Below are 26,999 nucleotides of genomic sequence, written 5' to 3'. Positions count from 1 at the left end.
GCTTGTAATGAAGGAGGATTAAGAACATGGAAGATGTCATTATTATTGGCGGAGGCCCATGCGGTCTGTCCGCTGCCATTGAATGCGAGCGGGTAGGATTGTCCGCTGTCATTATTGAGAAACACAATATCGTACAATCCATCTATCTCTACCCAACTCACATGCAATTTTTCAGTACGGCGGAGTTACTGGAGATCGGGAACGTGCCGTTCAGTTCGGCCAATGACAAGCCGTTTCGTTATGAAGCACTTGCCTATTATCGCAAAGTAGCCGAACATTTCGGCCTGCGTATTCATAATTATGAGGAAGCCCGTGAGATCCAGCGTAAGGAAGACGACACCTTCGAGGTACATACGGTTAATCGGCGTGGAGAAACCATCGTACATCAAGGACGGCATGTCGTTGTGGCTACCGGCTATTTCGATCACCCGAATTACCTCGGCATTCCAGGTGAAGACAAGGATAAAGTCACGCATTACTTCCGCGAGGCACACCCATATACCAATACACGCGTGGCTATCATCGGTGGAAGTAACTCAGCGGTTGACGCCGCCATGGAGCTTGTCCGGGTTGGCGCTCATATTGATATGGTATACCGCGGTACAGGTCTGTCCGAGCATATTAAACCTTGGGTTCGCCCGTTATTTGAAAGTATGGTACAGAAAAACCGCATTACGCTTCATCTTGGTTCCCGTGTCAATGAAATCCTGGATGATTCCATTCGAATTGTGCATACAGATGGTTCGGAAAGCGAGCTTGAGAATGACTTCGTGCTCGCCATGACCGGTTTCAGACCTGACCGCCAATTGCTTGCTTCCATTGGAGCAGAGATGTCTGAGGATATGGATAAGCCACTGTACGATCCACAAACGATGGAAAGCAGTGTACCAGGCGTTTATGTGGGCGGTGTTATCGCTTCTGGACGCAATGCCAATGAAGTATTCATTGAGTCAGGCCGCTGGCATGGACGGTACATTGCTGAACATATCATTAGCAAAACAGAACATACCATTGACAATTCAGAACATCGTGGCAGCAAAAATCATGCTCAGTCTGAGGAGCAATGAAATCCATGGATATGACCTCCCTCCTGTTGCTCGTGTTCGCAGCGCTTGGCATCATCAGCAGTAACACACCTGTAACTGTAGCGATGGTATTCCTGTTACTGCTTCGTGTACTTAATGTCAATCAAGCCTTTCCCTGGCTTGAAAAATACGGGCTCACACTGGGTATTATTATTCTGACAATCGGTGTCATGGCTCCTCTCGCCAGCGGTAAAATGAGCTTGCAGACCATAGGTGAAACGTTTCTGCACTGGAAGTCACTACTCGCCATTGGCGTTGGTTTGCTTGTGGCTTATCTGGGCGGTCGCGGCGCATCGCTGATGAGCACACAGCCAACAGTTGTGGCAGGCCTCTTGATCGGTACAGTTCTTGGCGTTGCCTTGTTCAAAGGTGTACCTGTCGGGCCTTTGATTGCAGCGGGCATCCTGTCCCTGCTTTTAGGTAAATCCTGAACCGTACGGTACGGTAATCGTGTATGCTTTTGCAAACTGGCTGTATTTCCCACCGCTCTGTGCTATACTTCTATTCATGCAAACCGATACATGAATTTTGCAACAGGGAATGGGCATCTTTCTCACCTTGTCAGATGAACTCATTCAGCACTTCACGACGTTTATCGTCCTCAGGAGGATTCAGGAACCATGTCACGTCCCTTTGTTACCGAAGCCGTGATGGTGGCTATTTACGGTCAATTGCTTGCGCCGCCGGCGCCTGTGGAATATATCGTTCCTTACACCACCATCCTTGAACTATATGAATTTCAGAGCAGTGCTGACCCCATGATGGATAATGCTACAGATGATCAGCATGTTAAAACCAAGATCAATGAATTAATCTCCTACTTTGAGGAGCCGTTAAATAAGAAAAAGATTGAGCGCGCTCTGGCGGTACCATGGGCAAAAAGCCCCGCCATTCTATTTGGTGATCAAGCCTCCATTACGATTGTTAACGCCATGGATACCGCACAATATGGAGAATATTTTGATCCGATAGAGACAGAACTGATTCTCACTTCTCAGCGTCTGGGCATTCCAATCCTGACCGATCAAGTGGAGTTAATCGCCCGTATCATTGAGTCCGAATCACCTGTGCAGGTGTTTGATATCGATGATTTCGATTTTGCAATGGATGATGAGCCGCTGGATCAGGTATAATCCCGAGAACACATATACGAAAAAAATGCAAAAGACCTCAACTTACACTGTATAGTGGCAGTCGAGGTCTTTTTCGAGTTCATGTACTTTTAGTGGCACGTATTACTTTAAGCCAGACTGTTCCAGTAGCGTTTGGCTAATACTGTTCATCGGCGGCAGTGCATTCGGATCAAAAAACTTTAATCCCGCATCGCTGTTTACTCGCGCTTCCACAAGATGATCAAGAATAATTCGAGCCTTAAACAAGGCGATAACATAATACTCCTCATCCCCGTTCGCATGCACTTGCCGCAATTCCGGTCCAGAGTACAATGATTCAAAGCTCATCGACTCCGTTGTCCAACCGGTTTCTTCCCAAAGTTCACGAAGTGCTGCCCCTTCAATCGTCTCTCCAGGGCGCATCTCTCCAACAGGTATTCGCCAATGCCCTTGTTCGGCATGCTGGATGAGCAGTAGCTCACCTTGATCATTCGCAGCCATTATGGCTGCTTTGACTACAATATTTGCACGTTTCGCAATATATTGCCCAATATCCCGTGTCGGCAGATCCACTCCTCATCCCTCCTTTTTAAAAAAAGACGGTGCTCGCGTTCTATTTATGGACTAATGTTTTATTACACTTCGGTATAACGATATTCAATATCCTGACCATCCTCTACAACATCTACATGCAACTGATGCCCTTTCAGATACCAGTAATCGTGATCTTCCATAAAAAATTGAATGCCGGAAACTTCCGTTTGATCCGCAGGATGTCTCGGTTTTTCAACGGCGATTCCCAAAGAAAATCCCGGATGAAGACCACCGCCAGAGCTGTAACGAGCAAAAAAGCGAATGCTGTCTCCTTCATTCAAATTCAATTCTTCTTTGTACCAGCGGGCAGCTTGGTCGGATACATGTATGGTACTCATATGATGTCAGCTCCTTTTGTATATATATGTTACATCATATCGCTAGAGCGGCTTGAACACAAACCCTGCAAATCATACACAGGCATACGATCTTGTGAAAAATGTTTGACAGATTGTAAAAACGGGTGGTAAGATGCAAACATACGAGGTCTACATTGCATTTATTTCCATTAACAAGAAAGGGTGATTACGGTGTTTAACACACATAAGTTGGTTCACATTCACACACAATTAAATACCGGAGTATCCCCGAAATCACTTTTCCGTTCATAAGACAGCGCTTCAGGTGTCTCTTGTTTATCAGACCCCTGTCAAGCTCGCTCACAATACCTTATGTACGGCGGCGGCTCTGCTCTTGGAGTCATGCTGCCGTATGAAGATATAGGACATACCGCCTGCGTGCGGTGTGTCTTTTTTTGTGGGCTTTTTATTGGATTGAACTGCGCTTGAATGAGCCTTACCAAGCTTTAGCTGTCATTTTGAACGAAACTTTGCACTTCTTGCACATCGAAAGGAAGGGATAACACTTGTTCTCTGTACTTAAAAACCTGGCCTGGTTCTTCAGGCTGGAACGCAAAAGATACCTGGTTGGTGTCATTTTGCTCATTCTTGTGGGGATTGCTGAATTGCTGCCTCCGCGCCTTCTGGGGAACGCCATCGACGAGATCGTACGCGGCTCTATCACAAGCACCTCATTAACGTTTTACATCGCACTTATTCTTGGGACGGTCATTATTATCTATCTGATTACGTACATATGGATGCACAAATTATTCGGCGGAGCCAATCTCGTAGAACGGTTGCTACGCTCCCGCTTCATGGATCACTTGCTGCGAATGACACCACCCTTTTTCGAAAAAAACAGAACCGGAGATCTCATGGCTCGCGCCACCAATGACCTTCGTTCTATTGCTACAACCGCAGGTTTCGGTATGCTCACGTTAACAGACTCCACAGCATTTCTCTTAACTGTACTGTTCGCCATGGGGTTCCTCGTCAGCTGGAAGCTGACCTTGGCTGCAATTCTGCCCCTGCCTTTTATCGCCATCGCTATGATGATCTATGGTAAAGCAGTGCATCAACGTTATACGTTGGCACAGGATGCCTTTGGTGATATGAACGATCAGGTGTTAGAGTCCATTGCAGGCATCCGTGTTGTACGCGCGTACGTTCAGGAACGTCTGGACGAGAAACGATTTGCTGATGTCACGGAAGATGTATATCGCAAAAACTTAGCGGTTGCCCGGATGGATGCCTTATTTGAACCAACCATTCGACTATTCGTAGGTCTGAGTTACGTCATTGCACTGGCCTACGGCATTTATCTTGTATTCCACAATGAAATCACCCTGGGAGACCTCGTATCGTTCAACATGTACCTGGGGATGATGATCTGGCCGATGTTTGCCATCGGTGAATTAATTAACCTCATGCAACGGGGTAGTGCTTCTCTGGATCGGGTGAACGAAACATTATCCGTAGAGCCTGCTGTTCAGGACAAAGAACATCCTGTACATATTACGCAGCCGGATGAGATCGTCATGAAAGATGTGACATTCCGCTATCCAACCTCTACCGTGGATAACCTGAGTCATATCAATGTTACCATTCAACGCGGACAGACACTTGGCGTGGTAGGACGCACGGGAAGTGGTAAATCCACCCTGCTCAAACAATTGCTGCACGAATACCCTGCTGGATCAGGTACGCTCAGCATTTCAGGACATTCCATCGAGGATATTGCGAAGGATGATCTGCACAGCTGGATCGGATACGTACCACAGGAACAAGTATTGTTCTCCAAATCCGTTCGTCAGAACATTCAATTTGGTAAGCCAAACGCGTCTGATGATGTCATTATGGAAGCGATTCGTACCGCTGCTTTTGACGGCGATCTCGGAACGTTGTCTGACGGTCTCGATACACTTGTAGGTGAAAAAGGTATCGCTTTGTCTGGTGGACAGAAACAACGGGTATCTTTGGCTAGGGCTTTTATCGCTGATCCGGATATCCTTATTCTTGACGATGCCCTGTCTGCTGTTGACGCTCGCACAGAAGCTAAAATCATTGAAAATATTCGCAACAAACGCGCTGGCAAAACAACACTGATCTCGACACATCGCTTGTCAGCTATCGAACACGCAGATCGGATCATCGTGCTGGAGCACGGTAAAATTACGGAAGAAGGCACTCATCAGGAACTACTCGCCAAGAATGGCTGGTACCGTGAACAATATGAACGGCAACAGGTCGAGTCCAATCTGTCCACGTAGGAGGTAACTCATTTGAAGTCCAATACAGGTAAAAGGTTGCTGGATTACGCCTTGAAAGCCAAAGGCACATTCATCGCTGCCTTAATCATGCTGACGATTGGAGTTGCGGCTGAACTCGCCGGACCCTTTATCGCCAAATCCATGATTGATAATCACCTGCTCGCCATTGAGCAGCCATTTTATGAGACGGCAGCTTCGGAAGAAGCCGCCGTTTATCAAGGGAAAAATTATAAACGTGAAGGTTTGTTTGCACCAGACGAAACCAAAGGAGCCGAGGTACGCGTACTGCAAGCCGGCAAAAGCTTTTATTTCGTCGGCGAGCCGGTCAATGCTCCTGACGGCGATCGTTCCTATGCGAACGGAACCTTAACCATAACTCGCGCAGGTGAAGTTACTGGGCAATACGCGGCTGTGCCGCTGTCTGCCGGTGAACTATTTGCCTTTTACAAACCCGAGATGCCAAGCATCTATCAATTAATTGTGTATTATCTGATCTTCCTTGTCATTTCGGTTATTATGGAGTTTGGTAAAACCTTCTGGCTGCAATCCTCTGCCAACAAGGTCATTCAACGGCTGCGGAACGATGTGTATGCGCACATTCAGCGGTTGCCCGTGAACTTTTTTGATAACCTGCCCGCAGGTAAGGTCGTTTCCCGGGTCACTAATGATACCGAAGCCGTAAAAGATCTGTTTGTGGCGGTACTGTCCAACTTTTTCTCAGGCATTATTACGATAACAGGAGTTTATATCGCTCTCTTCCTGCTCGATGTACGTCTGGGTTTGATTTCACTATTCGTTGTACCGATGCTCATTGCATGGATTGTGCTCTATCGCAAATTCGCCACCCGATACAATACAATCATTCGCTCGCGACTGAGTGAGATTAATGCAATCATTAACGAGTCCATTCAGGGTATGTCTATCATTCGTGTGTTCCGTCGCCAGAAGCAAACTCGCCAGGAATTCGAAGAGCTGAATGAAGACTATATGAAACATCAGAACAAAATGCTCAATCTGAATGCCTTTACCTCTCATAACCTGGTGAATGTGTTGCGGAATATCGCCTTTGCCGTAGTTCTGTGGTACTTCGGAGCAGGTGCAATCACAGGCACAAGTATTATTTCACTGGGTGTACTGTATGCCTTTGTTGATGTTCTCGGGCGGTTGTTCCAGCCGATCATCGGTATGGTTAACCAGCTTGCGAACCTTGACTCCTCTCTTGTCTCTGCCGGCCGTGTATTTGAGCTGATGGACGAAAATGGAGAACCCGTTACAGACGGCTCGATGCCGAGGTACAAAGGAAATGTCGTTTTTGACGATGTATCATTTGCTTATAAAAAAGATTATGTGCTGAACAATATCTCGTTCAAAGCATCACAAGGCCAGACGGTGGCCTTGGTCGGTCACACCGGTTCCGGTAAAAGTTCGATCATTAACTTGCTGTTCCGGTTCTATGATCCGCAAAAAGGCAAAATCACGATTGACGGACAGAACGTTAAGGAATTGCCGAAGCAGTGGATTCGGGAACATATGGGGATCGTACTGCAAGACCCCTATCTCTTCACAGGCACGATTGCTTCCAATGTCAGTCTGGGTGATGAAAGGATCTCCCGGGCACGCATTGAACAGGCACTGCGTGATGTAGGTGCAGAACGTATTCTGGAGCATCTGCCGCAAGGCTTTGACGAGCCGGTAGTTGAGAAAGGTAGCACACTGTCTGCCGGACAGCGGCAGTTGATTTCTTTTGCACGCGCACTCGCCTTCGATCCCGCGATCCTGATTCTGGACGAAGCCACCGCCAACATTGATACGGAGACGGAAGCTTTGATCCAGAACGCGCTGGAAGTCCTCAAAAAAGGACGTACTACTTTCATCATCGCCCATCGTCTGTCAACCATTCGCTCTGCAGATCAGATTCTCGTGCTGCATCGCGGAAAAATTGTAGAGCAAGGTGCGCATGATGAGTTGATGGAGCTGAAAGGCCGATACTATCAGATGTATCAATTGCAACAAGGGGCTCAAGGCGAAGCCATCGCCGATGGCTCGACTCGTTCAGCTGATGCTTTTAGTACATCTTCGCCATCACTCGCCGGAGGAAATGTGTAACCTTCTTCTCTTTCGCTATCATTTAGCAGAACATATTTCGTCAACAAGGACATCCGGCCAGCATTAAAAAAACACATAAAACCCGTTCTGTCAGTAACCTGAAGGCTACTATATAGAACGGGTTTTATTATTGCTCTACGGCAATATCTTCACCTTAGAATATATGACCGTCTCTTCACTTTTAAGTTCGCCCTCTAAGTCCAGCCTCTAACTGTATATCCCATATACATCATTATTTCTCGGACAAGGAACGGGATTTGCGTACTCCTGCTCTGATCTCATGATTCCTCATCTGGCCCACGTTCCTGAAATCTCGCCGCATGCATTCGTTCCAGAGCAACCCATGCTGCCGCAGACTCATCCTTTAGTCCCAATGCTGCCATCCAGGCACCTATATATTGCTGGAGTACGAGCTCCAGTTCCTGTGCACGTTCTTTAAAATCTTGCAATTCCTTAATCATACGTGTCCGACCTTCCGGACTGAAGGTTTCATGAATGCGCTCTTTGAAATAATGATGCACAATCCGATTTCGTTGCTGCCATAATTCATTCAGACTGCTTATTTCTTCTTCGGAAAACGTAAAATGATGCCGTGCTTCATGAATAAGTTGCCCCAGTGAACTACTCATCTTCCGCTCGTACAGCTCCTCTAGTTCCTCCTCAGTTACCACCTTGCCTTGTGACAATTTAGTTAACAAAATAAGATTAACCAGTTGCTGTTCCAGCGCCTGTCCATAATATACGGCCAAGCCGTAATAGGCAAACAATTCCTTGGAGTGTTCGCTGTCCAGCATGAAATCATTCTGGAAATCCGTGTTATGCATATGCGAGCGCTCCTTTCTATCCGTGCACCTTGGCTGTTTATTATGTCTCTATCGTAACGAAACTGCAAACAACATTCAAGTTGCCGGAAAAGCCAGCGCATAACTTCGGATTCCCTCCTGTTTTCGTAATCTGAACTTAGATCACATCTGCTCGGGAGCGCGTACGCCCAATAAAGACAAGTTGTACGCCAGACGTTTCGCGGTGTGCTCGGCCAGTTTCACCCGAAAAGCCTTGACACCTGACGGTGCATCCGCAATCCGTTCACCATGATAAAACCGATTAAAAGCTTGGGCAACATCTATCGTGTATTTAGCAATCACGGATGGTTCGTTGCGAAGCACAGCTTTTTCCAGATAAGCCGGATAGTCACTCAGCAATTTCAGCAACGCCCAAGAGGTATCGCCGACAATTGCTACAGGAGGGTTATTCATCTGATCCGTGTCCGAATCCATTTCCTGTTCATCACGTGACACATTAGCGGCTTTGGCAAGCACACTTTGAATTCGGGCATGAGTATATTGCACATAAGGGCCAGTCTCTCCTTCAAAACTTACCGCATCCTCCAGCGAAAAATCAATGTTATTCATGCGATTGTTGCGCAGATCACCAAAGATAATCGCCCCTACACCAACGGCTTCGGCTACCTGTTCAGCCTGCTCCAGATTCGGATTTTTTTCCTGAATAATTTGCAAGGCACGAGCGACAGCTTCATCCAGTACTTCCTGTAAAAAAACAACCTTCCCCCGGCGTGTGGACATCTTCCGCCCCTCGAAACGCATCAGACCAAACGGAATATGCTCACAATGATCTGCCCAGTCATACTCCATCTTGGACAATACCGTAAATACTTGACGGAAGTGAAGGCTCTGCTCTCCACCAACGACGTACAACAACTTATCTGCCTGCATCACATCATGACGATAGATTGCTGTTGCTAAATCCCGGGTTGGGTAGATCGTCGTTCCATCTTTTTTAATGATCAGACATGGTGGCATATTCTCTTCATCCAGCCGAACAACGAGCGCACCGTCACTTTCCTCCAGCAGTCCTTTGCCTCGAAGTTCCTCCACAACTGCACCCATCTTGTCATTATAAAAGCTCTCACCGAGCGTACGGTCAAAATCCACATTCAAGCGTTCATACATCCGGTTAAACTCCTGCATACTCACGTTTACGAAGAAAGTCCATAGATGCTTCGCTTCTTCATCCCCCTGCTCCAGCTTACGGAACCATTCCCGTGCTTCGGTCTCTAGAGAAGGATCTTTCTCTGCTTCATCATGAAAACGAACATATAGTTCAAGAGAATTACGAATTGGATCTGCTTGTAACATCTCTTCGTTTCCCCACCGCTTATATGCCGTGATTTGCTTGCCAAACTGCGTCCCCCAGTCCCCTAGGTGATTCACACTTATCGAGGTATAACCCGCTTCGTTATATAAACGATACAATGCTGCACCAATGACAGTGGAACGCAAATGCCCAATGCCAAAAGGTTTCGCGATGTTAGGTGAGGACATATCAATGACAACACGCGCTCCTTGCCCGAGATGCAGTTTACCAAATGTCTCGCTACCCACTTCCTCGAGCAATTGGGGCGCCAAGACATTCCGGTCAAAACGAATGTTCACATAAGGACCTGCTGCTGTAGCATCCATACCCTCCGTCTGTAATGCAACGGCAATTTCTCCAGCAATAACGGCCGGTGCCTTTCTTAGCGACTTGGCTAACGTAAAACAGGGAAATGCAGCATCTCCCATCTCCTCCTGCGGCGGGACTTCCAATAATCTCAATACTTCTTCTGGTGTAAGCCCGGTTAACGGGGCAATCTGAGTTGCAGCCTGTTTCATTAACACATCGAGCACTCCTTCTCTGTATAATATATGCCTAAAATAAACGCAAAAAAGCTCTCGTCTCTTCAAATAAGAGACGAGAGCTGTGTTAACAGTTCCCGCGGTACCACTCTAAGTGAACGGTAACCTGTATTGCAGCATGCTGCAAGAAGGTGTAACCGATCCGCTCGGTGCAAATAACGGTTGCATGCCGGATTACCCTCAAATCCATATACAACGAACTCCAAATGGAGCCAATACATGGCTTCGGATAACCATCTCACGGGTGCGCTTCACACAGTTCATCACATACCGGCTTACACCTGTCCCGGCTCGCTGTCATGGCCTGAATCTGGGCTACTCTCCCGATCACGGATATTGCTGTTTCGATCATTTCAGATCATTATACATATCCTGGTATGGATTAGCAACCCTGTTATTTTAAAATGATTACATTAGATAGTTTAAGCAACCGCAGACATTAAACGGCAAGCTTCAGCACATCTACGGCAAGCTTCAGCGCAGGCCTGACAATGATCATGTGCATGTTTACCACATTCCGCTGCACAGGCTTCACATGCTTTGACACACAATTCACAGATTTCACCGATGAAATCACTTCCACGTGTCATGGCTTGCGCTGCAAATGCACAGATATCAGCACATTCCCGGTTCATACGAATACAGTCACGAAGCTTCGCTAAATCATATTCTTTCAGACTCGATATGTAACATACGTTGCAAGCATTCATACACTCCAGGCAAGCATCGATACATTGTTGGTATTGTTGTTGTGTCATTTAAAGTTACCTCCCAGGCAAAGTTTGCTATGCTTCTTAATACCCACCAGGGAGGAACTTTGAACCATTATCCTAGTGTTGTTTTACCGCTTCCAATTCCAGTAATTGTTCACGGATGGCAGTTTGATCAAAATGCTCACCGATAAACACAGCTACATTCGGCACATCTCCTTGAGGTGTGATCTTCATGTAATCTGATTCACGATAGGCATACTGGAACCAGAAGCGGCTTGCGGTATCGCTAAACGAAAGGATTCCCTTTGCCCGATATACGTCACGCGGCAAGCTAGCCACAAATTGTTCGAATGCTTCGCTATTCACAGGTTGACTGAAATAATGTGTGTATACCATAACATGTTCATGTGATGTATGTGGCTTGACAGAATGCTCGCCATGGTCGCTTGAATGGTTGCTGTCACGTTGATCCGTGTGATCATGTCCATGATTGCATCCCTGAGTACGGCAAGCATCTGTATGCACATGAGTCTCTCCTGCATTTTTCGATGCATCGCCTGCTATATTGAATTGATGGATGTGAACGTCGGCACCACTATGAAGCAATTTCTCCATAGACACTTCACATTTGACCGTTGGAATCACGGGGGCAAAGCCATTCCATTTATTCAGAAGCTCTTCCAAGTCCTGCAGTTGCTGCTCTTGAACCCGGTCGGTTTTATTCAAAAGCAACACCGATGCGCAACGAATTTGTTCTTGCATTAATTTAAAGGTTTTCCCTTTTTGCTCCTGATACAGGCCTGACAGATGAGCTGCATCCACTACGGTGATCAAACTTTTCAGCTCCAAACGCATATAAAGAGATGTTTCCGTCACCGCATCCAAAATTTCCATCGGATTCGCTGCGCCCGTTGCCTCAATCACAATAACATCAGGTGACTCTTCTTGAACGAGGTCTGCCAGTTGCAGCCCGAGATCTCCTCGTACAGTACAACAGATGCATCCGCCCAACATTTCTGTCATGGGCACTTCCTCATCTACGATCTGACCATCCAGATTCACTTCACCCAGTTCATTCATCACCACGGCTGGGCGCAGTTGTTGCTGTTTCCAGTGTTCTATGAGCTTTACAAGCAATGTCGTTTTACCGCTGCCCAAAAAACCGGACAAAATATATACAGGAATACTTGGTTTTTGTTCATTGATGATACTCATTATTTACACACCTCTCTGCCCATCTCTATCCTTAGTCTGACTCTATTAAGCGAGTGTACACTATCCTTCAATTGTTGTGCAATACGCCTGTTCTGTTGAAGAAAACTTCATTGCCTGATTAACATGAATAGTCTATGCTATGAGGACATGTTTATTTGAGGAGGATTTCAATGACCAATTCAGTTGAACAGCACCGTCAGGAAGCACCACAAACGGTGGCCTGTATGGTTGTTACCGTTTCGGACACACGTACCAAAGAAACCGATACGAGCGGTCAACTTATGCATGAGTTGTTGCACCAAGCTGGCTATCAGGTTGTGGAGTATATCATTACACCTGACGAGACAGAACGGATTCAGACGATTCTGCAAGACGCTGTTGTACGGGATGATATCGAAGCCGTACTGTTAAGCGGAGGTACCGGTATTGCTCCAAGGGATACTACATACGAGGCTGTATCTTCCCTTCTGGACAAAGAACTGCCCGGTTTTGGTGAAATCTTTCGTTACTTAAGTTATACCGAAGATATTGGTTCAGCAGCTATTCTCAGCCGGGCAGTTGCCGGAACTATCGGACGTACAGCTGTATTTTCAATGCCAGGCTCTCGCGGGGCCGTTAAACTTGCCATGGAACGCATTATTTTGCCTGAACTGCGCCATGTCATGCGCGAAATATATAAACCCGTCTGAATCATCAGACGGGTTTGTTTTTTCCACTTGGACATTTTGTAAGTCACTACTCTTTTATTTGTTGCAACACATCTCCAAATACTTGCAGGACGTCCTGTGCATACAGATCTTTCTCTCCGCCGGAAGCCGTATAAACCAACGATACATGCCCTTTGCTACGAATCGTCGTTCTGCCCATTACATTCTCCAGAACGGCATTTTCTTTAGGTTCCCCATACATTTCTTCCATTCTTGCTGCACGGATTTTCGCATCACGATAAATGTGTACTTTCACGATATGTCTTGCACTACCATTCAATAAATACATATATGACATGCCACCATCAGCATCATCCTCGAACATATTGTTCATCAGCTTAATATGTTTGGCAGCAAAAGCGGTTGTTATTTCTCTTGCTAACGTACCGTTTAAGCCGTGACCTTGTTGCTTGGCTCTGAAATTCCCTTCCGTTGTTGCTTCCCCTGTATAGAGCTTCCGTTCCTGCTCAATAGATGAAGATGTGCAAGCTGCGAGAGATATTAGGCTAAGGATTACCAAGCCACTTAACATCAAAAATCGTTTTACATTCCGCCCCATCAGGTTCGGATTTTTCTCCTTTAACAGCATGTCTATCCTTCCTTTCCATAAGTCACAGTACCTGTGACTCTCTCAGGTAGGATTAGCATGTCTAGGAGATACACATTTTATTCCAAGTAAGCACATTATTCAGAGGAGACACGTACAACGGTACGCCCAACTGCACCGCCCAGTAATATGTTCTCTAATGTATGCGGCAACTGATCTAGCGTAATCTCCTGGACCCCCAGCGCAAGTGCACGGTCTGGCTTCCATTCACTGCCCAGCTTGTTCCAGATGCGCTCTCGACGTTCCATGGGACAATACACTGAATCAATACCAATCAACTGGATGCCACGCAAAATAAATGGAAAAACAGTTGATTCAAATCCGTTGCCCCCAGTTAACCCGGATACAGCAACAGCTCCACCATATTGTACCTGTTTCAAGCGCTCCGCCAGTGCTGGCCCCGCAGTTGGATCAACGATGCCCGCCCATTGCTGTTTACCCATAGCTCCCTTGATTGGGGCATCCGCTTCTTCACGGGAAATGACTTCGGAAGCCCCCAAATTGCGAAGCAGTTCCTCTTCTTGCTGCTTTTTACCTGTGCTTGCCGTCACTTCAAAACCAAGCTTCGCAAGGATAGCTATCGCCATACTGCCAACGCCCCCCGTAGCGCCGGTAACTAGTATTTTCCCCATTTCCGGCGTTACCCCCGCTTGTAACAAGGCGTCTATCGAGAGTCCAGCAGTAAACCCTGCCGTTCCAATAGCCATCGCTTCTTTTTCACTCAGCCCTTGCGGGAGAGGCACTAACCACTCACTACGAAGACGAGCATATTCACTATATCCCCCGTAATGGGAGACCCCGGGTTCAAATCCCGTACTAATGACCCGATCCCCAGGTGCAAAACGCCCACTCACAGATTCATCTACCGTCCCGGCCATATCGATTCCAGGTACCATGGGATAATTCCGTATGACGCCTCCTTTTTCAAGAGATGCTAATCCGTCCTTATAATTCACACTGGAATAGTGTACCTGTACGGTCACATCCCCGTTAGGAAGGTCTTCTTTTTTCAACTGCTCAAGTTTGGCTGTAACCCCTTTCTGATCATCCTTACGTATCACATAAGCCTGAAATTGTTCTTTCATCGGTCTCATCTCCTTATTTTCGTTCCAAAAGCAGATATAATAGTGGTCCTGCAAGCGGCAGTAATCCTGCCCACGCCCAGTTTGTTGTTCTTCCGTTCACTCTGGCATCGCGATAGATAGCATACGTAGACAGTAACGTCAGTACTATGAAATCAATCGTCATGATATGTACAAACGAGGATTGATAAAATGCGTCCACGAAGCGTTCGGAATTGCCTTCGATCAACGCATAAAGTGCCGACCCTAGTGTAAGCAACAACAGGATCAGATGGGTCAGCTTATGCGAGGCCACTCGCGAGACACCTCGTTTCGACTGTTTAACAGATGACTCCGGATCATGTACGTCTGTTGGGGAAGGTGAAATCAACGCAAAATAGGGCAATAATGCAAATGCTCCAAGCCCAAAAGAAAACAAGACAAACGGCCATGCTGGCATCCGCTGCCTCTTCGAGGCTGTCATTGATTTTCGAAGTAGAATACATGCATACACAGCCGGAAAAATGCCCAACCATGAGAACACCGTCAGTAGCCATGGCTCCCTGCTCTGCAATGTGAGTAATTCTTTGAATATCGGATCATTCGCGGGGGAGTTCCCCGGCGCCATAAACAGTGCATAAGCTATAAATGCAACCCATAGTAGTCCAAACATATATCTCATCAGCCAGCCCTCCTCTACCTTTCATCCCCTGCTGACATCGGTTTGAAACAGTGTAGATTTTCAATCCTGTTCAACTGTTCTTCTAAGGCCCCCCCTTATGACGAAGTAACTTTCGAAATGTGGCGGCATTTGGCGTTTCCTGCGCTTTCCCGAGAAATAATGATATGATCTTACTTGGGATAAACCTTGGAATAGGTGATGCAATGCATGAGATGGCTATAACAAAGTCGCTTCACAATTATTGCTTATTCAGAGAGTGTACATCTTCCTCCGGCATACTTCTATGAAACTTCACACCTGTTAATTAAAATTACCATCGTTTCATCATATCAAAAAGGCATAAGCCAGTAATCCCTACCGGTTATGCCTTCCTGATTCTCACATACAGCTATGATATTACTCTTCCGTTGATTTCACATGCTCAGCAATCAACTTTTGCTTCATATTCCATGCAGCCGGGCTGATGTTCACGCGGTAAATTTCCGGGTTCAGCTTCCGTTGGTACTCTGGCCAGAAAAGATTCAACTGCTCCTTATGATACGCGCGTATTTCATCGAGCGTAGGCAGGTTATACACTTTACGTCCATTCACAAAAATCGGCTCCAGCATGTTAACTGCTTCATAACGGGTCACCGTTTTTTTCAGATAAGGATGTAGCGGGTTGAACAGCTTGAGCGGTCCTCCCTGAAGCGGCTGCTCCTCATCTGGATAGCAGATATAATCCGCAATAGCTTTGCCATGCTTCGGATCAATGATGCGGAAGACTTCTTTTTTACCCGGTGTAGACACCTTCTCGGGATTGGCCGATATTTTAAGCGTTGGCAACATTTCGCCGTTAACCTCACGCTCTACCAGCTTGTAGACTCCACCCAAAGAAGGCTGATCTGATGCTGTAATCAACTGTGTGCCGACACCCCATGTGTCGATCCGTGCACCTTGAGCTTTCAAGTTAAAGATCGTATTTTCATCGAGATCATTCGAAGCTACGATTTTCACATAGTCCAGTCCGGCTTCATCCAACATCTGACGGGCCTGAATCGAAAGATAGGCAAGGTCGCCGCTATCCAGACGAATAGCATTCATCTTTTTGCCTTGACTCTCCAGCCACTTGGCTGTTTTGATCGCATGAGGCACGCCGCTATTCAGCGTATCAAACGTATCCACGAGAAGCGTCACCTGATCCGGTAGCACTCTTGCATACGCATCAAATGCCTCCTGTTCCGTCATAAAGCTCTGCACCCAGGAATGTGCGTGTGTGCCTGCTGTCGGAATGCCAAACTGTTCACCAGCCAGCATATTGGATGTCGCATGGAAACCGGCTACATATGAAGCACGAGCCCCCCAAATTGCGGCATCTGCTTCTTGTGCACGGCGTGTTCCGAACTCAAGCAATGTATCTTGCTGTGCCACCTGCTTAATACGAGATGCTTTCGTTGCAATCAGTGTCTGATAATTCATGAAGTTAAGTATGGCCGTTTCCACCAACTGCGTTTCCAGAATACAGCCTTCAACCCGAATGAGCGGTTCGTCAGGAAAAACAATTGCACCCTCCTTCATGGAATGAATCGTTCCCTGGAAAGAGAACTGAAGCAATTCCTCCAAAAAGACCGGATCATAATTCTCTGGTTGTTTGGATAAAAACTTGATATCTTCCATGGTGAAACGTAGCTGGCTAATATAATTCACAATGCGCTCCAATCCGGCAAATACGGCATAACCGTTGCCAAAAGGAAGCTTACGGAAGTAGGCTTCAAATACCGCCTTCCGTTTGTGTGTACCATTCACCCAGTGCGCATACATCATGTTGATCTGATATTTATCCGTATGTAAAGCCAGGCTTGTTGTCTGCATTTGTCTCATCCTCTCTGACTTCCGCTCGTTTCTCAGATCATTCCTGAAAATACGAGCTTAAAGCTGATTACACCGCAATGTTCGGTGGCGAATCAGTCCAAAATCGTTTCACTTGCCTTAACCACCTGTGCCCCCATGCTGGAACGAAAGTGCCCAAGTGCCCATTCATGCCCTGCAGGGTTAAAACTGGCTACAGCGTCCTCATAGATCGTAATATGGAATCCTTTGTTATAGGCATCCACAGCGGTATGTAATACACATATATCTGTACATACCCCGATTAACGCAATATCCGTTATGCCTCGTTCGCGCAGCTTCAGTTCCAGGTCTGTTCCGCAGAACGCGCTATATCTCGTTTTATCCATCCACCGAATTTCATTCGCATGCTTCTCCATTACTTCGGCAAGACGACCATATAGCTGTCTTCCCTCAGTATCACGGATGTTATGAGGCGGGAAAAGTACGGTTTCCGGATGATAAGGGTCATTTTTTTCATGTAAATCTACTGCCATAATCACTTCATCTTTATTATCGAGATACGCCTTGGTAATCGCCGCTACCGTTTCCTGAATCTCTACGGCCGGCTGCCCCACAGGCAATGCTCCCGTAACAAAATCTTGTGTAAAATCAATAACAATCAATGCTTTCATCGTCCACACTCCCTTGGTTTGAATATGGTTGAATGCATCACACGCTTTTTACGTATAGATCGATAAACGCGGCACTAGTTCAGTGAATCGATACAGCTGTGCCGGACGCTGGGAGTACTGATTGGAGCTGACCAGATTGCCCTCATCGTCACGCACTTCCTCGACAATCCCTTTACGGCTGCGTGTAGATGTTATTTTACGAATAAAATTAGGCTCTTCGAAATCCGGTACAACACTCTGGATGACCTGATATAATTCACTTAACGTAAAATCACGCGGCAGAAACTGTCTCGCAATCGTTGTCTCCAGCATCTGTTGCTGAATTCGTCTGTATGCATCTTCGATGATCGTTCTGTGATCAAAGGCGAGTTCCAGTTCTTCCAGTGCCTCCTGGATCGTAAACAACCCTACATCTTCCGCATCATCTGCTGCCTGCCTGTGTTCAAGCATCCATTCCTCTACAAGTGCAAAGAAGGCATGAGAGATAATCCAACCTCTGGGATCACGTCCAGGCTGACTATAAACGTTTAGATATTCGAGATGTCCGCCGTCTACACCGGTCTCCTCCATCAGTTCGCGCTTCGCCGCACCGTAAATGGACTCATTCTCTTGGCAAAATCCACCAGGCAATGCCCACCTTCCGGCAAATGGCCAACCCTTGCGTTTAATTAACATAACCTTCAACTCCCGAATCGGGAGGGTTTTCGTTACCGTTTTGCGCTCCCGCTTCGTCAAGGTGAACATGACGATATCTGCAGGAACCCCGTCGGGGGTACGATATTTTTTGGAACTATAATTACGTGCTTCCAGTTCATCGTTTGCTGATTCAGTGTTAACGTGTTTGTTGTTTTCGCTCATGGGCACCACCGACTATTTTCATTTTGATAATCTCATTATGACATAATAATAATTTTTGTCAACTGTGGATTCCAGTTTCCGTCATCAGGCTCTCGATTTCGCCACACGGAACGTTGCTGTAGCCATACATCCCAGCGTTCCTGAGGAATCGCGAACCTCAGATTGGGTCGTGATGCTACGCCCAGCTTGATGCAACACGGTTGACGTTACAATTAATTCGCCCTGACTCATCGGCGCCAGAAAATGTACATTAAGGTTAGTCGTGACACAACTATCCACCTCCATGGCAGCTGTCGCGACCATACCCATCGCCTGATCCATCAATGAGGTCAACACACCACCATGAATTATGCCCATCGAGTTGGTATGATTCTCTCCTGCGGTCAGCGCAATTTGGACTTCTTGTTTGTTGCCCTTGATGTACCGGCACCCGAGAAATCCCCAGAATCGGCCATCGCCGTCTTCCACCATTTTGTCCAAAATACTCATGTTTCATTTCTCCTTCTATTCCATACGTTGTTTAACTCACTCTAGATGTCTTTTTTGTTGCTTCATTCTGAGTTCATTGCTCTCTATGATGTCAAAAAAGGCGCGGACTGCGTCCGCACCCTTCCGTTCATTTAACCGCAGCTGGTCGGAGGTGAATCCGTTCCAGCTTCGACATTGACTTTCTCGGATACTGTATCCCGAATCACCGAGATGACTAGTTGAAGCAGATAATTGATGTCACTTTGACTCTGCTGGAATTCGGTTACTAGCGGAATGCTGTCCAGTTCGTTTTGCAAGTCATCAATTTCCTGTTCAATTTTGCTAACCATGGCACTGTTGTTGAAGCTTTCGAAAGCAACGATTTCTTTTTGTTTTTTCTTAATCGTTGCGATCAATTGCTGAATGCGCTCATGATCTCGGATTTTGGCTTCTGCCTGTTGAAACTGTCTTACTTCTTCGCTCGTTCCGAGCATATCTGCCAGTTCTTTGGCCTTTCCCATAATGTCGTCGCGTATGATCAGATTGCGCGTATCGTAGGTTGGCATTCCGTAATGGTTGTACTGCACTTCTTCTTCCTGCGCCACTGTGATCGCTCCATTCGTATGAGATGATATAAGATGAGACTGTGGTTAAACATCAGTGTTTGTACTAAGGCTTGGGTGGCCGCTTAGGGTTCGGATCGTTCTTTTGATCGCTGTTATCTCCGGATTTTTTTCGATCCCCTTCTCCAAGGGGAAATTCGGCGATAAAGGCGAACGCTTCGCTTCTACAGAATCGATTCCTACCCCTCCGCTACCTCAAGCCAATGTCCAAATCTTAATATTGAACCTGAAAATCTCATCTTGTTAGGTGAGTTTTTGTAATAGTAAGGCTCGGGTGGCCGCTTAGGGTTCGGATCGTTCTTTTGATCGCTGTTATCTCCGGATTTTTTTCGCTCCCCTTCTCCAAGGGGAAAATCCGGCGATAAAGGCGAACGCTTCGCTTCTACAGAATCGATTCCTACCCCTCCGCTACCTCAAGCCAATGTCCAAATCTTATATTGAACCTGAAAATCTCATCTTGTTAGGTGAGTTTTTGTAATAGTAAGGCTCGGGTGGCCGCTACGGGTACGGATCGTTCTTTTGATCGCTGTTATCTGCGGATTTTTTTCGCCCCCTTCTCCAAGGGGAAAATCCGGCGATAAAGGCGAACGCTTCACTTCTTCAGAATCGATTCCGTTCCCTCCGCTATTGATTCGCAGCTACCGGCTCGGTATGCAAGTTGCCGCGAATATAAAACGTCATCGGATCGGTAATTTCCACTTGTACAAAGGTACCAATCAGCTCCTTAGAGCCTTCAAAATGCACTAGCTTGTTACTGCGTGTTCGTCCAGCCAGAACAGTTGAATTACGTTTACTCTCGCCTTCGACAAGTACCTCAACAATCTTGCCACGTTGCTGCTCGTTGCTACGCTGGCTGTACTCATTTACCGTTTCGTTCAGGCGTTTCAGACGTTCTTTTTTCACTTCCATCGGCACATTATCTTCCATCACTGCTGCAGGTGTACCTTCGCGTGGAGAGTAGATGTACGTATAGGCAAAATCATAACCAACTTCACGAACCAGAGAAAGTGTATCCTCAAACTGCTCGTCCGTTTCACCAGGGAATCCGACAATGAAATCCGTCGTCAGAACGACGTCTGGAATGGCCGTTTTGATCTTCGCCGCCAGATTCAAATAGTGTTCCCGCGTATATTTACGACTCATACGTTTGAGTACTTCCGTGCTGCCTGATTGCACCGGTAAGTGGATGTGCTCCACCAGATTACCACCTTTGGCAAGCACCTCGATCAAGTGATCATCAAAGTCACGCGGATGGCTCGTTGTAAAACGCACACGTGGAATATCTATTTTACGAATATCGTCCATTAAGTCACCAAAGGTGTATTTCAGGTCCGTAAAATCCTTACCGTACGCATTCACATTCTGACCTAGCAGTGTAATTTCCTTGAATCCCTGTCTAGCCAGTTCTCGTACTTCTGCAATAACGTCCTCTGGACGACGACTACGTTCTTTCCCCCTGGTAAACGGCACGATGCAATATGTACAGAACTTGTCGCAACCATACATAATGTTTACCCAGCCGCGCATGCCTTCTCGTTTCTTCGGCAGGTTCTCAATGATGTCGCCTTCCTTGGACCACACTTCCACAACCATCTCTTTGCTAAAGAGCGCTTCCTGAATCAGGTGCGGCAGACGGTGTACATTGTGGGTACCAAAGATCATGTCAACAAAACCATGCTTCTGCATGATCCGGTTAACGACACCTTCTTCTTGAGACATACACCCGCATACCCCAAGCAATAAACCTGGGTTCTCCAGCTTCAGTGTTTTCAGATGGCCCAGTTCACCAAATACTTTGTCTTCTGCATTTTCACGAATCGCACACGTGTTAAGCAAAATAATATCCGCTGCTTTGCGATCTTCCGTAGCTTGATACCCCATCGTCTCCAGCAAACCTTTGATCGTCTCGGAGTCGTGTTCATTCATCTGACATCCATAGGTGTATACGATATAATGCTTGCCCTTTCCGATCGTTTTCAACTCTTCGGGAACAGCCGTCTCATACAGTACCTGAATGTCTTCCTTGCCCCTTTGTTTCTCCTGGCGATGGTTCGGTTCCGCTTTGATATTAATCTCGCGTCCGCGAATTCTAATCTTTTTGCTGAATTCATCTTGCGAAATTACTTTGGCATCGGAGAAATCAAAATATTGGGAGTAATCCTTTTTTGAGTCTTTAGCCATTTCCTTCGGTCACTCCTTACAGCCTCTATTCATAAAAAGCGTTCTTTTCATCACAAAATTCAACCATTTGGTTCCTCATGCTTCAAAAGAGCATTACAGCAAATTATAACATGAATTGGGCTGTAGTTCCACAAGCAAACACGGTCCTGCTCACTCCATTCTACCGTCCTGATCTGCCTTGCACAAAAAAACCTGAGCACATTGACGCACAGTTCAAGATGAACCGCCTCTGCCAGTGTACTCAGGTCATTTTTACTTATATCCGGCCTCTACGTTGTACTTCAACGCTATAGACCGTGTAAAGTCATTAGTCAATGATTTCAGCAGTGTCGCCATTGCGAGCGCCTGCTGCATTTGCTTCATCTGTATCGATGTGCATATCCAGTGCAAAGGAATCGGATACACGAGCCAGTACATTTTCAAGTACCAGACCACGATCCCCACCCAAGCGAACTTTCAACATTTGTTTGTCCTCAATGCCCCATTTTGCTGCATCGGACGTATGGAAGTGGATGTGACGAGCCGCAACGATAACACCTTTGTCAATCGTTACTTCGCCAGCTGGACCTTTGATTGTGATTCCAGGTGTACCTTCGATGCTACCAGATTCACGCACAGGTGCTTTTACACCGATCGCAAAAGAATCCGTCATGGAGATTTCCAATTGTGTTTCTGGACGAACAGGTCCGAGGATACGCACTTTATCAAACTGTCCTTTGGAACCAATGACCGCTACGGTTTCATTGGCAGCGTATTGTCCGGGCTGGGACAGAGGTTTAAATTCAGTCAGTTCATAACCTTTGCCGAACAAAATGTCAACGTGCTCTTGGGATACATGAATGTGACGGGCGGATACGCCCACAGGTACTGTTTTACTCATCGTAAATTCACTCCTTGTTTATCTATGGCCTGTAGACAGGCTCTTAACAATCCAAGTGGTATTATACTCCTTTTTACTGTGAAATGAAAACAAACTGATGAAAATTCATGAAATACACTTATTTTCGCTAATTCATTTCCATTTCGAGACACTTATTTTGAAAAAAGTGAGATTTATTACATCCTCTTTCTTTTACTTGCATCCATCAGTCCATCCTCTGGCAAGTGTTCCCCGAGATAACGTATTGCATTCCCCCATAACCAACCATGCACTAGTGCTTCGTCATAATGCTTCAACAGTATTTCTGTCAGCTTTGGATAACATCCAGCATGCTCCAAATCCTGAATTTTGGTTGAGATCCCGTCAAAATCCGATCCCATCATCAGATGATGAGCCCCGCCTAGCGAACAGATCTGTTCGATGTGTGGTAGCAAGTCCTCTATTCGCACTTCATCCGCTTCTTTGACAAACCAGGGTACAAACGTCAGGCCAACACGTCCATCTCTCGCAACTATGGCCTGAATCTGGTCATCCTTCAAGTTACGTATATGCGGACATACGTTATAGCTGTTAGAATGCGAGGCTATGAAAGGACGTTCGCTCAGATCGGCCAGTTCCCAGAACCCCTTTTCGGATAAATGAGACACATCCAAGAGCATCCCCATCTGATTACAGAGACGCACCAGTTCCTTGCCTTTCTCTGTCAGACCCGCCCCCCGCTTTTCCAGAATGCCGTCCGCAGCCCAATTCGCATGATTCCATGTAAGACCAACGACGCGTACCCCCATCTGAAAACACAATTCCAGATAAAACAAGTTTCCTTCTAGCCCATCAACACCCTCCAATGTGATTAGGCCCCATGGAGCGGTTTCCACTTTTGTTCGCAAGTTTGCTACCTGTTCACGCCAAAGCAGTGTCTTGACCCCTCCAGAGCGCTGTGCGCTATGCTCTACCTTTTTACGGTACAACTCCAGCTGTCCCATCACATGTTCAAACTTGCCTCTGCCCAGCACTTCGGGTAAATAAATCGCAAATGCCTGCAGCTGAACACCACCTTCTTGCATGCGTTCCAGGTTGACATCCAGTTCGGAAGCCTTCTCAAAAGAAAGTTCAGGTTTCATCAGCAGTTTGCTTAACGCATCACAATGAAAATCAGCGATACGCTGGCCTGTTCTCGACATAGCCTATCCTCCCCATAACGTATAATTACCCATTTTCCCTCGATTCTTTTGTAAAATAACGCAAAAAAACCTGTCTACTTTATTCGTAAACAGGCTCATGCGTACCTTCAACTCATGTATTATCTGGGCTCCACAATCAGCTTAATGGCCGTTCGGTCCTCACCGTCAATCACAATGTCTGTAAAAGCTGGAATACAAATCAGGTCAACTCCGCTTGGTGCTACAAATCCCCGGGCAATCGCTACCGCTTTAATGGCTTGGTTCAGTGCTCCTGCTCCAATTGCCTGCAGTTCAGCATTTCCACGTTCACGAAGAACTCCTGCAAGAGCGCCGGCTACAGAGTTAGGATTGGACTTTGCTGAAACTTTTAATACATCCATGGTAAGTACCTCCCTGGGAATGTTGAAAGTTTGTTTCCACTTACTAGATGTTATTCGCGGGAGGAAAAAAAATTCCTTCTTTTTAGCAGGGTTTCAAGGCAAAATGGGACAATGCCCCTATTCCATGCGCCACTCATCTTCCATTAAACGTATTTTCTCAATCCGCGTAGCCGCACCAGTTTCTTCGTCAATATCCACGATCACGCCATGAAAATGCCATTTGCCGTCATCCACGACAAATCTCACTGGAAGCTGGGTGTAAAATTTACGTAGCACCGCTTCACGCTCCATGCCCAGGATGCCGTCACGCGGTCCTACCATACCCGCATCTGTCAAATATGCCGTACCTCCAGGTAAAATACGTTCATCGTTGCTTTGTACATGCGTATGCGTACCTACAACGAAGGATGCGCGTCCATCGAGATGCCAGCCCATCGCAATCTTCTCAGACGTTGCTTCCGCGTGCATATCCACAAGAATACATTTATAGTCTCTCCGTAGCTCGTCCACAATCTCATCCGCTGCGCGAAACGGGCAATCAATCGCAGGCAAGAAGGTTCTGCCTTGCAGGTTCACGATCGCAAGTTCTTTCCCTTCCCCCTTAACTACGGTATACCCACGTCCAGGTGTACCTGGTGGAAAGTTCGCTGGTCTGATCATACGTGGTTCATCATCTATAAAATCAAAAATATCCTTATTGTCCCAAGTATGGTTGCCAAGCGTAATGCCATGCACACCCCAGTTAAAAAACTCATTGGCAATTGCACCTGTAATGCCGCGTCCTGCTGCAGCATTCTCACCATTGACAATGATCACATGGGGTTTATATTTCGATTTCAGGTATGGTAAGTTCTCCTTAAGCGCTTTGCGCCCTACGTTTCCTACGATGTCCCCAATAAACAAAACTTTCATGATTTGTTGCCTCCTCAATTCCTACATGGCTTATCAACAGGAAAAGTGGCCCACTGAAGCGGCCACTTTTCCAAAATACTCTATTTTGCGTATTCAACCGCCCGGGTTTCCCGGATCACGGTGACTTTGATATGACCTGGATAATCAAGTTCATTCTCGATCATCTTCGTGATGTCACGAGCGAGGCGGAAAGCTTCAGCATCATCGATCTTCTCAGGCTGCACCATGACGCGAACTTCGCGTCCAGCCTGGATGGCGTACGATTTCTCGACACCTTCGAATGATTCCGAAATTTCTTCCAGCTTCTCCAGTCGTTTGATGTAAGTCTCCAATGTTTCGCGGCGTGCACCTGGACGAGCTGCGGACAGCGCATCAGCTGCACCCACCAGCATCGCAATAACTGAAGTTGCTTCGCAGTCCCCGTGATGGGAAGCGATACTGTTGATAACCACTGGGTGTTCCTTGTATTTCTTCGCCAGCTCCACGCCAATTTCAACGTGTGATCCTTCCACTTCGTGATCCAGCGCTTTACCGATGTCATGCAACAAACCTGCACGTCTTGCCAAAGTTACGTCCTCTCCAAGTTCTCCAGCCATTAGTCCTGCCAAATAAGCAACTTCCATCGAATGTTTCAGGACGTTCTGACCGTAACTTGTGCGGAACTTCAGGCGGCCCAGAATTTTGATGAGATCTGGGTGAAGACCATGCACGCCCACTTCAAAGGTAGCTTGTTCACCGTATTCACGGATACGCTCATCCACTTCTTTACGTGATTTCTCCACCATTTCTTCAATACGTGCCGGGTGAATCCGTCCATCCGCCACCAGTTTTTCCAGTGCCGTCCGGGCAATCTCACGGCGAATCGGGTCAAAGCCCGACAGAATAACAGCTTCTGGCGTATCATCGATAATGAGGTCAATCCCGGTAAGGGTTTCAAGCGCACGGATGTTACGTCCTTCACGACCGATAATCCGGCCTTTCATTTCTTCATTAGGCAGCGTTACAACGGATACCGTTGTCTCCGCTACATGGTCAGCCGCACAACGTTGGATGGCGAGTGTAATGATCTCGCGGGACTTTTTGTCCGCTTCTTCCTTCGCTTGCTGTTCAATGTCCTTGATCATTTGAGCCGTCTCATGACGAACTTCCTGTTCTACGTTGGACAGTATGATACTGCGTGCGTCTTCCATCGTGAGATTGGAGATTCGTTCAAGCTCCGTCACCTGGTTTTTGTAGATCATTTCGATCTGTTGCTGTGTTTCATCGATACGTTTCTCTTTGTTAGCCACTTGCTCTTCTTTACGTTCGAGTGATTCCAATTTTTTATCCAGCGACTCTTCTTTTTGCAACAATCGTCTCTCTTGTCGTTGAATTTCGTTCCGACGTTCACGAGTGTCCTTTTCAGCTTCGGCGCGAATGCGATGAATCTCATCCTTCGCTTCCAGCACCGTTTCTTTCTTCAGTGCCTCTGCCTCTTTTTTCGCGTTCTCCACGATTTGTACGGCAGCTTGTTCCGCACTAGAGATTTTAGCCTCTGCAAGAGATTTGCGAATAAAATATCCGACTCCGAACCCAATAACGAGCGCGGCCACAACGAGAATGATCGTGATAGCAATATCCATACTGTTCACCTCCTCGTTGGTTCCTCCAAGGCACTCCTTGGGTCAACTTTTCTGTTTTCATGCCTTACATATGTTTGGGAATAACGAATACTCACGGCGATCCCCCGCCGATTTTCATTTCACATGTACATGATTACATGTACTATCCACTGTTTCCAGTGAACCCATAATCAGGAATGGACTAAATCTGAAGAAACCGAAACC

26 protein-coding genes and 1 other annotated feature are annotated in these 26,999 nt (G+C 46.6%); of the genes, 6 read left to right on the top strand and 20 right to left on the bottom strand.

The window, feature by feature from the left end; genetic code table 11:
• Nucleotides 1-26 precede the first annotated feature (26 nt).
• From ACT89M_RS11710 to ACT89M_RS11700, 3 genes are all read left to right on the top strand, one after another.
• Nucleotides 27-1,067 carry a YpdA family putative bacillithiol disulfide reductase gene (locus ACT89M_RS11710; protein ID WP_487345231.1) on the top strand — a complete coding sequence of 347 codons (1,041 nt, stop codon included), beginning with the start codon at nt 27-29 and terminating at the stop codon, nt 1,065-1,067.
• A 5-nt stretch (nt 1,068-1,072) separates the two neighbouring features.
• Nucleotides 1,073-1,516: a DUF441 domain-containing protein gene (locus tag ACT89M_RS11705; RefSeq protein ID WP_487345230.1), complete on the top strand. Its 444-nt coding sequence runs from the start codon at nt 1,073-1,075 to the stop codon at nt 1,514-1,516.
• Between the two features lie 189 nt (nt 1,517-1,705).
• On the top strand, nt 1,706-2,218 hold the full coding sequence (locus ACT89M_RS11700; protein ID WP_090921076.1) for an ADP-heptose synthase: 513 nt from the start codon (nt 1,706-1,708) through the stop codon (nt 2,216-2,218).
• Between the two features lie 102 nt (nt 2,219-2,320).
• Here ACT89M_RS11700 and ACT89M_RS11695 read toward each other — a convergent pair whose 3' ends face one another.
• Nucleotides 2,321-2,770 carry an NUDIX domain-containing protein gene (locus ACT89M_RS11695; RefSeq protein WP_090921078.1) on the bottom strand — a complete coding sequence of 150 codons (450 nt, stop codon included), beginning with the start codon at nt 2,768-2,770 and terminating at the stop codon, nt 2,321-2,323.
• Between the two features lie 62 nt (nt 2,771-2,832).
• Complete coding sequence (locus tag ACT89M_RS11690) at nt 2,833-3,129, bottom strand: HesB/YadR/YfhF family protein (RefSeq protein ID WP_154886324.1); 297 nt, start codon at nt 3,127-3,129, stop codon at nt 2,833-2,835.
• Between the two features lie 527 nt (nt 3,130-3,656).
• Here ACT89M_RS11690 and ACT89M_RS11685 point away from each other — a divergent pair.
• On the top strand, nt 3,657-5,402 hold the full coding sequence (locus ACT89M_RS11685; protein ID WP_221791106.1) for an ABC transporter ATP-binding protein: 1,746 nt from the start codon (nt 3,657-3,659) through the stop codon (nt 5,400-5,402).
• Between the two features lie 12 nt (nt 5,403-5,414).
• Nucleotides 5,415-7,508: an ABC transporter ATP-binding protein gene (locus ACT89M_RS11680; protein WP_487345229.1), complete on the top strand. Its 2,094-nt coding sequence runs from the start codon at nt 5,415-5,417 to the stop codon at nt 7,506-7,508.
• A gap of 278 nt (nt 7,509-7,786) precedes the next feature.
• Here the strand turns inward: ACT89M_RS11680 and ACT89M_RS11675 are convergent, their stop codons facing one another.
• From ACT89M_RS11675 to ACT89M_RS11660, 4 genes are all read right to left on the bottom strand, one after another.
• A complete protein-coding gene (locus ACT89M_RS11675; protein WP_487345228.1) occupies nt 7,787-8,332 on the bottom strand; it encodes a hypothetical protein in 546 nt (181 codons plus the stop codon).
• Between the two features lie 141 nt (nt 8,333-8,473).
• Nucleotides 8,474-10,186 carry an arginine--tRNA ligase gene (gene argS, locus ACT89M_RS11670; RefSeq protein WP_487345227.1) on the bottom strand — a complete coding sequence of 571 codons (1,713 nt, stop codon included), beginning with the start codon at nt 10,184-10,186 and terminating at the stop codon, nt 8,474-8,476.
• A 66-nt stretch (nt 10,187-10,252) separates the two neighbouring features.
• Nucleotides 10,253-10,544 (bottom strand) — a binding site (T-box leader).
• Nucleotides 10,545-10,626: 82 nt separating this feature from the next.
• On the bottom strand, nt 10,627-10,962 hold the full coding sequence (locus tag ACT89M_RS11665) for a four-helix bundle copper-binding protein (RefSeq protein ID WP_308721995.1): 336 nt from the start codon (nt 10,960-10,962) through the stop codon (nt 10,627-10,629).
• Nucleotides 10,963-11,034: 72 nt separating this feature from the next.
• A complete protein-coding gene (locus tag ACT89M_RS11660; protein WP_487345226.1) occupies nt 11,035-12,132 on the bottom strand; it encodes a CobW family GTP-binding protein in 1,098 nt (365 codons plus the stop codon).
• Nucleotides 12,133-12,302: 170 nt separating this feature from the next.
• Here ACT89M_RS11660 and ACT89M_RS11655 point away from each other — a divergent pair, with 170 nt between their 5' ends.
• Nucleotides 12,303-12,821, top strand: a complete 519-nt coding sequence (locus tag ACT89M_RS11655) for a MogA/MoaB family molybdenum cofactor biosynthesis protein (RefSeq protein WP_260511140.1) — start codon at nt 12,303-12,305, stop codon at nt 12,819-12,821.
• 46 nt (nt 12,822-12,867) lie between these two features.
• Here ACT89M_RS11655 and ACT89M_RS11650 read toward each other — a convergent pair whose 3' ends face one another.
• The 14 genes from ACT89M_RS11650 to rny form a co-directional block, all read right to left on the bottom strand.
• A complete protein-coding gene (locus tag ACT89M_RS11650) occupies nt 12,868-13,428 on the bottom strand; it encodes a hypothetical protein (RefSeq protein WP_308721997.1) in 561 nt (186 codons plus the stop codon).
• Between the two features lie 95 nt (nt 13,429-13,523).
• Nucleotides 13,524-14,531: an oxidoreductase gene (locus ACT89M_RS11645; RefSeq protein ID WP_308721998.1), complete on the bottom strand. Its 1,008-nt coding sequence runs from the start codon at nt 14,529-14,531 to the stop codon at nt 13,524-13,526.
• A gap of 13 nt (nt 14,532-14,544) precedes the next feature.
• Complete coding sequence (locus tag ACT89M_RS11640) at nt 14,545-15,189, bottom strand: hypothetical protein (protein WP_154886330.1); 645 nt, start codon at nt 15,187-15,189, stop codon at nt 14,545-14,547.
• Nucleotides 15,190-15,585: 396 nt separating this feature from the next.
• Complete coding sequence (locus tag ACT89M_RS11635; protein ID WP_154983870.1) at nt 15,586-17,040, bottom strand: nicotinate phosphoribosyltransferase; 1,455 nt, start codon at nt 17,038-17,040, stop codon at nt 15,586-15,588.
• A gap of 92 nt (nt 17,041-17,132) precedes the next feature.
• Nucleotides 17,133-17,690: a cysteine hydrolase family protein gene (locus ACT89M_RS11630; RefSeq protein WP_090921100.1), complete on the bottom strand. Its 558-nt coding sequence runs from the start codon at nt 17,688-17,690 to the stop codon at nt 17,133-17,135.
• Nucleotides 17,691-17,738: 48 nt separating this feature from the next.
• Nucleotides 17,739-18,548 (bottom strand): NUDIX hydrolase, encoded by an 810-nt coding sequence (locus ACT89M_RS11625; RefSeq protein WP_090921102.1) that lies wholly within the window; start codon nt 18,546-18,548, stop codon nt 17,739-17,741.
• Nucleotides 18,549-18,632: 84 nt separating this feature from the next.
• Nucleotides 18,633-19,037, bottom strand: a complete 405-nt coding sequence (locus tag ACT89M_RS11620; RefSeq protein ID WP_090921104.1) for a PaaI family thioesterase — start codon at nt 19,035-19,037, stop codon at nt 18,633-18,635.
• 131 nt (nt 19,038-19,168) lie between these two features.
• Nucleotides 19,169-19,582, bottom strand: a complete 414-nt coding sequence (locus ACT89M_RS11615) for a YlbF/YmcA family competence regulator (protein WP_090921137.1) — start codon at nt 19,580-19,582, stop codon at nt 19,169-19,171.
• Nucleotides 19,583-20,263: 681 nt separating this feature from the next.
• Nucleotides 20,264-21,820, bottom strand: a complete 1,557-nt coding sequence (miaB, locus tag ACT89M_RS11610; RefSeq protein ID WP_154886333.1) for a tRNA (N6-isopentenyl adenosine(37)-C2)-methylthiotransferase MiaB — start codon at nt 21,818-21,820, stop codon at nt 20,264-20,266.
• Nucleotides 21,821-22,127: 307 nt separating this feature from the next.
• Entirely contained in the window at nt 22,128-22,700 is a 573-nt protein-coding gene (gene pduL / locus ACT89M_RS11605; protein WP_090923805.1) for a phosphate propanoyltransferase, read from the bottom strand.
• Nucleotides 22,701-22,876: 176 nt separating this feature from the next.
• Nucleotides 22,877-23,881 carry a dipeptidase gene (locus ACT89M_RS11600; RefSeq protein WP_308722029.1) on the bottom strand — a complete coding sequence of 335 codons (1,005 nt, stop codon included), beginning with the start codon at nt 23,879-23,881 and terminating at the stop codon, nt 22,877-22,879.
• Nucleotides 23,882-24,000: 119 nt separating this feature from the next.
• A complete protein-coding gene (locus tag ACT89M_RS11595; RefSeq protein WP_007430104.1) occupies nt 24,001-24,261 on the bottom strand; it encodes a stage V sporulation protein S in 261 nt (86 codons plus the stop codon).
• A gap of 117 nt (nt 24,262-24,378) precedes the next feature.
• On the bottom strand, nt 24,379-25,173 hold the full coding sequence (locus ACT89M_RS11590) for a TIGR00282 family metallophosphoesterase (RefSeq protein WP_154886335.1): 795 nt from the start codon (nt 25,171-25,173) through the stop codon (nt 24,379-24,381).
• Nucleotides 25,174-25,253: 80 nt separating this feature from the next.
• Entirely contained in the window at nt 25,254-26,795 is a 1,542-nt protein-coding gene (rny, locus tag ACT89M_RS11585; RefSeq protein WP_090923808.1) for a ribonuclease Y, read from the bottom strand.
• Nucleotides 26,796-26,999 lie beyond the last annotated feature (204 nt).

The sequence above is a fragment of the Paenibacillus sp. NN59 genome (genome assembly GCF_057597225.1).
The sequence above is the reverse complement of the archived record's forward strand: the minus strand, read 5'-3'. Positions and strand labels throughout refer to the sequence as shown.

Bases quoted from the DNA above. Each gene is read 5' to 3' on its own strand.
- rny (WP_090923808.1), bottom strand. From the start codon at position 26,795: ATGGATATTGCTATCACGATCATTCTCGTTGTGGCCGCGCTCGTTATT.
- ACT89M_RS11665 (WP_308721995.1), bottom strand. From the start codon at position 10,962: ATGACACAACAACAATACCAACAATGTATCGATGCTTGCCTGGAGTGT.
- ACT89M_RS11650 (WP_308721997.1), bottom strand. From the start codon at position 13,428: ATGCTGTTAAAGGAGAAAAATCCGAACCTGATGGGGCGGAATGTAAAA.
- ACT89M_RS11600 (WP_308722029.1), bottom strand. From the start codon at position 23,881: ATGTCGAGAACAGGCCAGCGTATCGCTGATTTTCATTGTGATGCGTTA.
- pduL (WP_090923805.1), bottom strand. From the start codon at position 22,700: ATGAGTAAAACAGTACCTGTGGGCGTATCCGCCCGTCACATTCATGTA.
- ACT89M_RS11595 (WP_007430104.1), bottom strand. From the start codon at position 24,261: ATGGATGTATTAAAAGTTTCAGCAAAGTCCAATCCTAACTCTGTAGCC.
- ACT89M_RS11630 (WP_090921100.1), bottom strand. From the start codon at position 17,690: ATGAAAGCATTGATTGTTATTGATTTTACACAAGATTTTGTTACGGGA.
- ACT89M_RS11690 (WP_154886324.1), bottom strand. From the start codon at position 3,129: ATGAGTACCATACATGTATCCGACCAAGCTGCCCGCTGGTACAAAGAA.
- ACT89M_RS11645 (WP_308721998.1), bottom strand. From the start codon at position 14,531: ATGAAAGAACAATTTCAGGCTTATGTGATACGTAAGGATGATCAGAAA.
- ACT89M_RS11625 (WP_090921102.1), bottom strand. From the start codon at position 18,548: ATGAGCGAAAACAACAAACACGTTAACACTGAATCAGCAAACGATGAA.
- ACT89M_RS11675 (WP_487345228.1), bottom strand. From the start codon at position 8,332: ATGCATAACACGGATTTCCAGAATGATTTCATGCTGGACAGCGAACAC.
- miaB (WP_154886333.1), bottom strand. From the start codon at position 21,820: ATGGCTAAAGACTCAAAAAAGGATTACTCCCAATATTTTGATTTCTCC.
- ACT89M_RS11590 (WP_154886335.1), bottom strand. From the start codon at position 25,173: ATGAAAGTTTTGTTTATTGGGGACATCGTAGGAAACGTAGGGCGCAAA.
- ACT89M_RS11635 (WP_154983870.1), bottom strand. From the start codon at position 17,040: ATGCAGACAACAAGCCTGGCTTTACATACGGATAAATATCAGATCAAC.
- ACT89M_RS11655 (WP_260511140.1), top strand. From the start codon at position 12,303: ATGACCAATTCAGTTGAACAGCACCGTCAGGAAGCACCACAAACGGTG.
- ACT89M_RS11620 (WP_090921104.1), bottom strand. From the start codon at position 19,037: ATGAGTATTTTGGACAAAATGGTGGAAGACGGCGATGGCCGATTCTGG.
- ACT89M_RS11700 (WP_090921076.1), top strand. From the start codon at position 1,706: ATGTCACGTCCCTTTGTTACCGAAGCCGTGATGGTGGCTATTTACGGT.
- ACT89M_RS11705 (WP_487345230.1), top strand. From the start codon at position 1,073: ATGGATATGACCTCCCTCCTGTTGCTCGTGTTCGCAGCGCTTGGCATC.
- ACT89M_RS11660 (WP_487345226.1), bottom strand. From the start codon at position 12,132: ATGAGTATCATCAATGAACAAAAACCAAGTATTCCTGTATATATTTTG.
- ACT89M_RS11710 (WP_487345231.1), top strand. From the start codon at position 27: ATGGAAGATGTCATTATTATTGGCGGAGGCCCATGCGGTCTGTCCGCT.
- ACT89M_RS11640 (WP_154886330.1), bottom strand. From the start codon at position 15,189: ATGAGATATATGTTTGGACTACTATGGGTTGCATTTATAGCTTATGCA.
- ACT89M_RS11615 (WP_090921137.1), bottom strand. From the start codon at position 19,582: ATGCCAACCTACGATACGCGCAATCTGATCATACGCGACGACATTATG.